Genomic DNA, 10,614 nt, shown 5'->3' on the forward strand with positions numbered 1-10,614 from the left:
GTTCGGGAGAACCATGAGCTTCACCGAGTTCTACAACGCCACAGAAGGCCAACCTGCCCGCGTCACCCTGCGCACCGCCCTGGAACTCTGGGACGGGCCGCCCGGCCACGCACTGGACCTGGGCTGCGGTGCCGGACGCGATACCCTGGAACTGCTCAGGCGTGGCTGGCAGGTGCTGGCCGTGGATGCCGAGCCCGAAGCACTGGCCCGCCTCGAAGCCCAGGTGGACGACGAACGGCGCCAGCGACTGCAGAGCCGCTGTTGCCGTTTCGAAACCATGCCGCTGCCGGCGGCGCACCTGGTCAATTCGAGTTTCGCTCTGCCCCTCTGCCCGCCCGAGGCCTTTCCTTCCCTCTGGCAAGCGATCTGCGGCGCCCTGCCGACTGGCGGCCTGTTCGCTGGCCACTTGTTCGGCGAGCGGGACGACTGGGCCAACAACGGCATCACCATCCTGCGCCGCCGGCAACTGGAAGAACTGCTTTCGGGCTGGGATGTGCTGATGCTCGAAGAGAAAGAAGAAGACGGCATCACTGCCAAAGGCCGCAACAAGCACTGGCACCTGTTCTCGGTAGTCGCCCGGCGCCTTTGATCGGACATTCCATCCAGTGGGAGCGATCCCAATCGCGAATGAATTCGCTCCCACAACTGACGCAACTTCCCTCACTATCGGCCTGTTAGGAAAAATCACCGCTGCTCGCCCTCCTAATCCCCGGGGACGATGGGATAAACTCGCGCCACTGCTGTCTGGAGTCCCCCAATGCGCGAAGAGTTGAACCAGGGCCTGATCGATTTCCTCAAGGCCTCGCCCACCCCCTTCCACGCCACCCGCAGCCTGGCCAAGCGGCTCGAAGCCGCCGGCTATGTGCGCCTCGACGAACGCGAGGCCTGGCGTATCGAAAGCGGCGGCCGTTACTACGTCACCCGCAATGACTCCTCCATCGTCGCCATCAAGCTGGGCAAACGCCCGGTACTGGAAGGCGGTCTGCGCCTGGTCGGCGCCCACACCGACAGCCCCTGCCTGCGGGTCAAGCCGAACCCGGAGTTGCACAAGCAGGGGTTCTGGCAACTGGGCGTGGAAGTCTATGGTGGCGCCCTGCTGGCCCCGTGGTTCGACCGCGACCTGTCGCTCGCCGGCCGCGTCACCTATCGCGCCGCCGGCATGGTGGAAAGTCAACTGGTGGACTTCCAGGCGCCCATCGCCGTGATTCCCAACCTGGCCATCCACCTCAACCGTGAGGCCAATCAAGGCTGGGCCATCAACGCCCAGACCGAGCTGCCGCCGATCCTCGCCCAGCTCGCTGCCGGCCAGGCCCGCGAGTTCCGCGACCTGCTGGCCGAGCAGTTGACCCTGGAACACGGCGTGGTCGCAGATGCAGTACTGGACTACGAACTGTCCTTCTACGACACCCAGAGCGCTGCGGTCATCGGCCTGGACGGGGACTTCATCGCCGGTGCGCGCCTGGACAACCTGCTGTCCTGCTATGCCGGCCTGCAAGCCCTGCTGGCCGCCGAGGCCGACGAGAGCTGCGTACTGGTCTGCACCGACCACGAGGAAGTGGGTTCCTGCTCCGCCTGCGGCGCCGACGGCCCGATGCTGGAACAGATCCTGCGCCGCGTGCTGCCCGAAGGCGACGCCTTCGCGCGCGTCATCCAGCGCTCGCTGCTGGTCTCCGCCGACAACGCCCATGGCGTTCATCCGAACTACGCGGACAAGCACGACGGTAACCACGGTCCGAAGCTCAACGCCGGCCCGGTGATCAAGGTCAACAGCAACCAGCGCTACGCCACCAACAGTGAAACCGCCGGCTTCTTCCGCCACCTGTGCCTGGAGAACGAAGTGCCAGTACAGAGCTTCGTGACCCGCAGCGACATGGGCTGCGGCTCTACCATTGGTCCGATCACCGCCAGCCAGCTCGGCGTACGCACCGTGGACATCGGCCTGCCCACCTTCGCCATGCACTCCATCCGCGAACTGGCCGGCAGTCACGACCTGGCTCATCTGGTGAAGGTGCTGGCCGCTTTCTATTCCAGCCACGACCTGCCCTGAGCAGGAGGGATACCCGTATGCTCAGCCATATTCGCAACACCCTGGAAGAAGCCAGGCGCGCCCTGGACAACTTCATCGCCAACGAGCAGACGCTGAAGAACATCGAGCGTGCGGCGGAGTTCCTGGTCGAATCATTCGAGAAAAAGGGCAAGGCGTTTTCCTGCGGCAACGGTGGCTCCATGTGCGACGCCATGCACTTCGCCGAGGAGCTGACGGGCCGCTACCGCAAGAATCGCCCTGGCGTCGCTGCCATCTCCATCAGCGATGCCAGCCACATCAGTTGCGTGGCCAATGACTTCGGCTACGACCACATCTTCTCCCGCTATATCGAATCCCACGGTCGCGAAGGCGATGTATTGCTCGCGTTCAGCACCAGTGGCCGGAGCCCCAACGTGATCAAGGCCGCCGAAGCCGCCCGCGCCCTCGGTGTGAAAGTGATCGCCCTCACGGGTAAGCCCGGTTCTGCCCTGGAGACCCTGGCCGATGTGTGCATCTGTGCGCCCGGCGGCGACTTCGCCGACCGTGTGCAGGAACTGCACATCAAGGTCGTGCATATCCTCATAGAGCTGGTCGAGCGCAAGCTTTCCCCCGAGAACTACGCCTGAGGGGTGATCACCTCACCCCGTAAGGTTGGTTCTTAGCGCAGCAAGGCCCAACGATTTCCGGCATCAGCCACGAATCGTTGGGCTTCGTTCCTCTAACCAACCTACAAGTGCCGCCGTCTTCTGTGGGGGCGAACTCATTCGCCAAGGGCGGCGCAGCCGCCCCGTAGGTTGGCTCCGAGCGCAGCGAGGCCCAACGATTTCCGGCATCAGCCGCGAAATGTTGGGCTTCGTTCCCCTAGCCAACCTACAGTGCCCTCACTCCGGCACTTCGACGCTCACGTGAATCGCATCGTGCCGCCAGAACTCCAGGTCGCAGTCGATCAGCCGGCCATGCTGGTCACGGTTGATGCGGGTGATCCTCAGCGCCGGACTGCCGGCTGACACTTTCAGCGGCGCCGCAGCCTCCGGGTGCAGAGCGGTTGGCACCATGTCGAAGCGCACCCGGCCATAGCGGATGCCGTACTGATCGTCATACAGCTCGGTCAGTGAGCGGGTCAGGTCGAAATCGATGATGCCGGGGAAGTAGGCTGGATTGAGGTAGTGCTCCACGTAGAGCACCAGGCGTCCGTCGACACGACGCGCGCGGCGTATTTGATAGACGCTGGACAGTGCCGGCAACTCCAGCAATTCGCAAATCTCCACACTGGCCGGAATCAACCGTGCCCCAAGCACTTCGGTCGCCGGAACCCGGCCCTGCCCGGCCACCATGGCGTGAAAGTGGCTGCGCACCAGTGGGTTGTAGAGCAGGCGGGGCGGCGAGACGAACCAGCCACGTCGTTCCTCGCGGTAGATCAGCCCCTGGGCCTCCAGTTGCCCCAACGCCTCCCGCAAGGTGATGCGGGTCGTATCAAACAGTTCGCTCAACTTGCGCTCGGCCGGCAGCTTGCTGCCCTGGGGTAGCAAGCCGTGTTCGATCTGTTCCTGCAGCGCACTACAGATGGCGGTCAGGGTGCGGGGCGCCTCATCGCGCATCGAAAAACTCCAATCTGGAATAGACCAGCACCACTTGGGTGCGTCATGGCCGGGCTTGCCGGCCATCCTAGGCAGCCTAGATGACTGTGGGATGACAGTCAGGCGCGCCTGCATGCGCCATGCCATCGCCAATCGCGACAACCCTGTGAATCAGCCACTGGGCCATGGTCTACGCTTTTCAGGCGTCTGCCGCCGCCAGACCGGGCGGCGACCCTGAAATCAAACCGTCATCCAAGGCTTTTAGATTTGGCCTGGGTCTTGCTGATCTAGACCAACCTCCAAACCTGCTAAGGAGCTTCACATGAAACGCCTGTTGCTGGCTTCACTGATGGGAACGGCCATCGCCCTGGGGACCCAGGCGATGGCAAGCGACGCAGATCTGAAGAGTCTCGAACAAGCTGCGCGCAAGGAAGGCGCGGTGAACAGCGTGGGCATGCCCGACAGCTGGGCCAACTGGAAGGACACCTGGATCGACCTGAACAAGCAGTACGGACTCAAGCACGTCGACACCGACATGAGTTCGGCCCAGGAAATCGCCAAGTTCGCTGCCGAGAAGGACAACGCCACCGCCGATATCGGCGACGTGGGCGCTGCCTTCGGCCCCATCGCCGTCCAGCAGGGCGTGACCCAGCCCTACAAGCCCAGCACCTGGGCGCAGATCCCCGACTGGGCCAAGGATGCCGACGGCCACTGGATGCTGGCCTATACCGGCTCCATCGCCTTCATCGTCAACAAGCAACTGGTGAAGGAAGCGCCCAAGTCCTGGGCCGACCTGAAGCAAGGCAAGTACAAGGTCGCTATCGGTGACGTCAGCGCCGCCGCCCAGGCTGTCAATGGCGTGCTCGCCGCTGCCATCGCCAACGGAGGTAACGAGAAGAACATCCAGCCGGGTCTGGACTTCTTCGCCGAGATCGCCAAACAGGGTCGCCTGTCGCTGTCCAACCCGACCATCCAGACCCTGGAGAAGGGCGAGGTGGAAGTGGGCATCGTCTGGGACTTCAATGGCCTGTCCTACCGCGACCAGATCGACCCCAGCCGCTTCGAAGTGCTGATCCCTTCGGATGGCTCGGTGATTTCCGGCTACACCACCATCATCAACAAGTACGCGAAGAACCCCAACGCCGCGAAGTTGGCCCGCGAGTACATCCTCAGCGACGCAGGTCAGATCAACCTGGCCAAGGGGAACGCCCGTCCGATCCGTGCCGAACACTTGACCCTGCCGGCTGAGGTCAAGGCCAAGCTCCTGCCCAACGAGCAGTACGCCAAGGTGCAGCCGATCAAGGATGCCAAGGCCTGGGAAGAAACCTCGAAAGCCCTGCCGCAGCTGTGGCAGGAGCACGTGATCATCGAGATGGAGTGAGTCATGGCCGGGCGCCCCTGCGGCGCCCGCCTGTCTCCAGAGGCAAGTCGAATGAAGAACAAAGTCATCCTCGTCCTGCTGGATGGCCTGAACTACGAGGTGGCCCGGCATGCGCTGGGTCACCTTCAGGCCTGGTGCGGCGCCGGCAAGGCGGTGCTCTACAAGCTCCAGTGCGAGCTACCGGCACTGTCCCGCCCGCTCTACGAATGCATCCTTACCGGCGTTCCACCGATCGAGAGCGGCATCGTCCACAACGATGTCATGCGTCTGTCGAAGGAGCGCAGCATCTTTCACTACGCCAGCGCCGCCGGATTGAGCACTGCCGCCGCCGCGTACCACTGGGTCAGCGAGCTGTACAACAATTCGCCCTTCAATGCCGCCCGCGACCGCCACACAGAAGCGCCGCAGCTGCCGATCCAGAACGGCCACTTCTATTACGCGGATCATTACCCGGATTCGCACCTGTTCGCCGACGCGGAAAGCCTGCGCCAGCGCCACAACCCGGATTTCCTCCTGGTGCACCCGATGAATGTCGACGACGCCGGCCACAAGCACGGCCTGGACTCGCCGCAGTACCGCAACAGCGCGCGGGTCGCCGACATCCTGCTGGCCGAGTACCTGCAACGCTGGCTGGACGCCGGCTACCAGGTGCTGGTAACCGCCGACCACGGCATGAACAACGACCGCTCCCACAACGGCCTGCTCCCCGAAGAGCGCGAAGTTCCGCTGTTCGTGCTGGGCGATGCCTTCAGCCTGGACGCCACGGCGCAGCCGAAACAAACCGAACTGTGCGGCACCGTTTGCGAGCTGCTGGGCGCATCCCACGACAAGCCGGTCTGCCGGGAGCTGCTGAAGTGAATTCAACCAACCGGGGCAAATGGCTGGCACTGCTCTGCCTGCTGCCCTTCGCCCTGTTCTTCATCCTGTTTCAGATCGCGCCGCTGGCCTGGGTTGCTATCCACAGCCTGAACACACCGGAAGGCTGGGGCCTGGCCAACTACGCCAAGGTGTTCAGCTCCAAGTTCTACCTGCAGGCCATCAAGCACAGCCTGCAGATCGCGTTCTGGTCGAGCCTGTTCGGCATCGTAATCGCGGTGATCGGCAGCTATTCGCTGCGCAAGGTGGATTCGAAGCTGCGCGACTTCGTCATGGCCTTCTCCAACATGACCAGCAACTTCGCCGGCGTGCCACTGGCCTTCGCCTTCATCATCCTGCTCGGCTTCAACGGCGCGCTGACTATCCTGCTCAAGCAGTCAGGGGTGATCGAGGACTTCAACCTCTATTCCAAGGCCGGCCTGATCGTGCTCTACACCTACTTCCAGATTCCCCTCGGCGTGCTCCTGCTCTATCCAGCCTTCGACGCCCTGCGCGAGGACTGGCGCGAGTCGGCCGCCCTGCTGGGCGCCAGCCCCTGGCAGTTCTGGCGACACATCGGCCTGCCAGTGCTGACGCCCGCACTGCTGGGCACCTTCGTCATCCTGCTGGCCAATGCCCTGGGCGCCTACGCCACCGTCTATGCCCTGACCACTGGCAACTTCAACGTGCTGACCATCCGCATCGCGGCCATGGTCGCTGGCGATATCGCGCTCAACCCCAATCTGGCCAGCGCCCTGGCGATGGTGCTGGTGGGCCTGATGGCCCTGATCACCGTGGTCCATCAGTGGCTGTTGAAGAGGAGCTACCATGTCGCGCGCTGAACTCCGCAACGGCGGCCTCTACCATCGTGCGGTGGTCTGGATACTGTTCCTGATTCTGTTGCTACCGTTGGCCGGCACCTTGCTCTACTCGCTCTCCACCAGCTGGTCGGCGACGATCCTGCCGGACGGGCTGACGCTCAAGTGGTACCTGGCATTGTGGAGCGACGCCCGGTTCCTCACCGCCTTCGGTCAGTCGCTGCTGGTGTGCTTCGGAGCCCTGGCGCTGTCGGTGGTGCTGATCCTGCCGCTGCTGTTCGTGGTGCATTACCACTTCCCACGGCTCGACGGGCTGATGAACATACTCATCCTGCTGCCATTCGCGGTTCCGCCGGTGGTGTCCTCGGTGGGGCTGTTGCAGATCTATGGTTCCGGTCCACTGGCCATGGTCGGCACGCCCTGGATCCTGATCGGCTGTTTCTTCACCATCGCCCTGCCCTTCATGTACCGCGCCATCACCAACAACTTGCAGGCGATCAACCTGCGCGACCTGATGGACGCAGCCCAACTGCTCGGCGCCAGCACCTGGAAGGCCGCCTTCCTGGTGGTGCTGCCCAACCTGCGCAAGGGCCTGATGGTGTCGCTGTTCCTGTCGTTCTCCTTCCTCTTCGGCGAGTTCGTCTTCGCCAACCTGCTGGTGGGAACCCGCTACGAGACCCTCCAGGTCTACCTGAACAACATGCGCAACAGCAGTGGCCACTTCAACAGCGCCCTGGTGATCTCCTACTTCTTCTTCGTGCTGCTGTTCACCTGGGCAGCCAACCGTCTGAACAAGGACAACGCATGAGTTTTCTTTCCATCCGTGGCCTGCACAAGAACTACGGCCAGACCGTCATCTTCAGCGACATCCATTGCGAAATCGGCAAGGGCGAATTCGTGACCCTGCTCGGCCCGTCCGGCTGCGGCAAATCCACTCTGTTGCGCTGCATCGCCGGCCTGACCGAAGTGAATGGCGGGCAGATCCTGCTGGACGGCCAGGACCTGGTGCCCGTGTCACCCCAGAAGCGCGGCATCGGCATGGTGTTCCAGAGCTACGCGCTGTTTCCCAATATGACCGTGCAGCAGAACGTCGCCTTCGGCCTGCGCATGCAAAAAGTCAGCGCCGCCGACAGCAAGCACCGAGTCGACGAAGTGCTGGCCATGGTTGAGCTGTCGGACTTCACAACGCGCTACCCCCACCAGCTCTCCGGCGGCCAGTGCCAACGCGTGGCCCTGGCACGCTCGCTGGTTACCCGCCCGCGACTGCTGCTGCTGGACGAGCCGCTGTCGGCGCTGGACGCGCGCATCCGCAAGCACCTGCGCGAGCAGATCCGCGCCATCCAGCAGGAGCTGGGATTGACCACCATCTTCGTCACCCACGACCAGGAAGAAGCCCTGACCCTGTCGGACCGCATCTTCCTGATGAACGCTGGACGCATCGTCCAGAGCGGCGATGCGGAAACCCTCTACACCGCGCCGGTGGACGCCTTCGCCGCCGGCTTCATCGGCAACTACAACCTGCTCGACGCCGATGCCGCCAGCCGCCTGCTGCAACGTACGTTCAACAGCCGCATCGCCATTCGTCCGGAGGCCATCGCCTTGAGCCGTGAAGGCGGCATCGAGGCCGAAGTGCGCAGCCACAGCCTGCTGGGCAATGTAGTGCGATATCGCGTCGAGGCACGCGGCGTGGAACTGGTGGTGGACGTACTCAACCGCTCCGCCGAAGATCTGCACCGCAAAGGCCAACGCATCGGCCTTCGAATAGACGATCACGCAATCCGGGAGGTGGCCTGATGGCCCTGGCAATCTTCGACCTTGACGACACCCTGATAGACGGCGACTGCGCCAGCCTGTGGAGCGCCCACATGGCCGAACTGGGTTGGGTCGATGGGGAATCCTTCGTCCGCAAGGACCATGAACTCATGGCGCTGTATGCCGAGGGAAAACTGGCCATGGAGGACTACATGGCCTTCAGCCTGTCGCCCCTGGTGGGCCGCACCGCTGAGGAAGTGGAGTTCGTGGTCGGTCCCTTCGTCGAGGATGTGGTCGAGCCCCTGATCCACTCTGATGCCATGCGCTGCCTGGCCCGGCACCGTGCCGCTGGTGATCGCATCCTGATCATTTCCGCCTCGGCGCATTTTCTGGTCAGCGCCATCGCCGAACGCCTGGGCGTGGAAGAAGTCCTGGCCATCGACCTGGAGGAACAACACGACTGCTACAGCGGCCGCACCCGCGGCGTGCTCACCTACCGTGAAGGCAAGGTGACCCGGCTCAATGCCTGGCTGGAAGAACAGGGCGAAAACCTGGAAGGCGCCTACTTCTATTCCGATTCGCGCAACGATCTGCCGTTGCTCTCGCTGGTAGCCAACCCTCATACGGTCAACCCCGACGCGGCTTTGCGCACCCACGCCGAGCAAGCCGGCTGGCCGATTCTGGACTGGCGCTGACCGTGCGTGGGGGCGAATTCATTTTCCAAGGACCGCGCAGAAGCCCCGTAGGTTGGCCCGAGCCTGCAAGGCCCAACACAACGAAGCTCCGGGCGGGCCTTATTTGCCTCCCCCCAACCCTCTCCCGCAAACGGGAGAGGGAGTCGTCCGTGCTGAGGCCTGACATGGGAACCATCCCTGTAGGAGCGAATTCATTCGCGATTGAAATCGCTCCCACAGGCCCCAGGGCGCTTTACAGCAAGGTCAGGGTGTAGCTCAGGATCAGCCGGTTCTCGTCCTGGTCGCGGGCTGCGTCGCTGCGCAGTGCGGCGTTGCGCCAGGACACGCCGAGCCCCTTCAGCGGACCGTCCTGCAGCACGTAGTCGAGGCGGAAGTCGCGCTCCCACTCGCCCTGGTCGCTGCCCTGGGTCTCGATGTTGCTGCCCTTCAGGTAGGTGCCCACCGCCTTCAGCCCCGGCACGCCGAGCTTGGCGAAGTCGTAGCCGTATTCGGCCACCCAGGTGCGCTCGCCGGCGCTGAGGAACTTGCCGATCTGGCGGTCGGTGATCAGGTAGGCGGTGGCGCCATCCCCCTGGTTGAGGAAGGGGAAGGCACTGTCGCCGGAGACCTGCTGGTAGCCCAGGCTGGCCGCGTGGCCGCCGAGGGTGTAGGTGAACAGCGCGCTCCAGGTGCGGTTGTCCACTTCATAGCGGTCCGGGTCGTTGGCCGCCCAGTTGCCCGAGCTGCGGAAGCCTTCGCGGCGGCCGGCCACGCTGGCGTTCTTGCCGTCGGAATCGCTGTAGAAGTAGCGCAGGTCGGACTTCAGCGCGCCCACCGGCAGCGCCCAGTTGTGGGTCAGGCCGAGGAAGTGCTGGTTATAGAAGTCTTCCAGGTTGCCGTAGTAGTACTGCGCGAGCAGGTTGTCGCTGACCTTGTAGTCGCCCCCGGCGAAGTAGAACTTGTTGACGAACTGGCCGCTGCGGGCGTTGTTCGCGCCGGCGATCGACAGGCCACGGGCGTCGCTGGAGTTACGCCCCTTGGCGTGTTCCAGCTGGCCACCGACCAGGGTCAGGCCGGCGATCTCGCTGGAGGTCACCTGGCCACCCTCGAAGGTCTGCGGCAGCAGGCGGCCGTCGTTGTAGGTCACCACCGGCAGCTTCGGCAGCAGGGTGCCGATACGCGCTTCGGTCTTGGAAATGCGCACCTTGCCGGTCACGCCGAGGCTGCCGAAATCGTCCTTGGCGCGGCCGTCGTTGTCGGTCGGGAACACGGTGCCGCCGTAGCTGGCGCTGGTCGGGTTGTAGTGGCGGCCCTTGCCGGAATCCAGCTTCACGCCCAACAGGCCGAGGGCATCGACGCCAACCCCGACGGTGCCTTCGGTGTAGCCGGAGGCGTAGTTGAAGAGGAAGCCCTGGCCCCACTCTTCCTGCTTGGACGGCGCGTCGGCGAACTGGCGGTTGTCCGAGTTGATGTAGAAGTTGCGCAGGGTCAGGCTGGCCTTGCTGTCTTCGATGAAACCGCCAGCGGCGGC

At 63.8% G+C, this 10,614-nt stretch carries 11 protein-coding genes; 9 read left to right on the forward strand and 2 right to left on the reverse strand.

The window, feature by feature from the left end; genetic code table 11:
• The first annotated feature begins 13 nt into the window (after positions 1-13).
• From E8E75_RS13990 to lpcA, 3 genes are all read left to right on the forward strand, one after another.
• Positions 14-589 carry a class I SAM-dependent methyltransferase gene (locus E8E75_RS13990; RefSeq protein WP_120652642.1) on the forward strand — a complete coding sequence of 192 codons (576 nt, stop codon included), beginning with the start codon at positions 14-16 and terminating at the stop codon, positions 587-589.
• A 168-nt stretch (positions 590-757) separates the two neighbouring features.
• Positions 758-2,047, forward strand: coding sequence for a M18 family aminopeptidase (locus E8E75_RS13995; protein ID WP_120652643.1), 1,290 nt, complete (start codon positions 758-760; stop codon positions 2,045-2,047).
• A gap of 17 nt (positions 2,048-2,064) precedes the next feature.
• Positions 2,065-2,652 (forward strand): D-sedoheptulose 7-phosphate isomerase, encoded by a 588-nt coding sequence (gene lpcA, locus E8E75_RS14000; RefSeq protein ID WP_120652644.1) that lies wholly within the window; start codon positions 2,065-2,067, stop codon positions 2,650-2,652.
• Positions 2,653-2,907: 255 nt separating this feature from the next.
• Here lpcA and E8E75_RS14005 read toward each other — a convergent pair whose 3' ends face one another.
• A complete protein-coding gene (locus E8E75_RS14005) occupies positions 2,908-3,624 on the reverse strand; it encodes a UTRA domain-containing protein (RefSeq protein WP_120652645.1) in 717 nt (238 codons plus the stop codon).
• Positions 3,625-3,925: 301 nt separating this feature from the next.
• Here E8E75_RS14005 and E8E75_RS14010 point away from each other — a divergent pair, with 301 nt between their 5' ends.
• From E8E75_RS14010 to E8E75_RS14035, 6 genes are read left to right on the forward strand one after another with little or no spacing between them, the layout of a single operon-like run.
• On the forward strand, positions 3,926-4,984 hold the full coding sequence (locus E8E75_RS14010; protein WP_120652646.1) for an ABC transporter substrate-binding protein: 1,059 nt from the start codon (positions 3,926-3,928) through the stop codon (positions 4,982-4,984).
• 51 nt (positions 4,985-5,035) lie between these two features.
• Complete coding sequence (locus E8E75_RS14015) at positions 5,036-5,842, forward strand: alkaline phosphatase family protein (protein ID WP_153921316.1); 807 nt, start codon at positions 5,036-5,038, stop codon at positions 5,840-5,842.
• Positions 5,839-6,681 carry an ABC transporter permease subunit gene (locus E8E75_RS14020; protein WP_120652648.1) on the forward strand — a complete coding sequence of 281 codons (843 nt, stop codon included), beginning with the start codon at positions 5,839-5,841 and terminating at the stop codon, positions 6,679-6,681. The genes E8E75_RS14015 and E8E75_RS14020 overlap by 4 nt, the downstream gene beginning before the upstream one ends.
• Positions 6,668-7,465 carry an ABC transporter permease gene (locus E8E75_RS14025; protein ID WP_120652649.1) on the forward strand — a complete coding sequence of 266 codons (798 nt, stop codon included), beginning with the start codon at positions 6,668-6,670 and terminating at the stop codon, positions 7,463-7,465. Before E8E75_RS14020 ends, E8E75_RS14025 begins: the two co-directional genes overlap by 14 nt.
• Positions 7,462-8,451, forward strand: coding sequence for an ABC transporter ATP-binding protein (locus tag E8E75_RS14030; RefSeq protein ID WP_153921318.1), 990 nt, complete (start codon positions 7,462-7,464; stop codon positions 8,449-8,451). Before E8E75_RS14025 ends, E8E75_RS14030 begins: the two co-directional genes overlap by 4 nt.
• Positions 8,451-9,104 carry an HAD family hydrolase gene (locus E8E75_RS14035; protein WP_120652651.1) on the forward strand — a complete coding sequence of 218 codons (654 nt, stop codon included), beginning with the start codon at positions 8,451-8,453 and terminating at the stop codon, positions 9,102-9,104. The genes E8E75_RS14030 and E8E75_RS14035 overlap by 1 nt, the downstream gene beginning before the upstream one ends.
• A 232-nt stretch (positions 9,105-9,336) precedes the next feature.
• Here the strand turns inward: E8E75_RS14035 and E8E75_RS14040 are convergent.
• Positions 9,337-10,614 (reverse strand): OprD family porin (locus E8E75_RS14040; protein WP_280358665.1); only part of this gene is annotated, 1,278 nt, incomplete at its 5' end.

This window comes from Pseudomonas sp. BN606 (assembly GCF_029873115.1).
GTDB lineage: Bacteria > Pseudomonadota > Gammaproteobacteria > Pseudomonadales > Pseudomonadaceae > Metapseudomonas.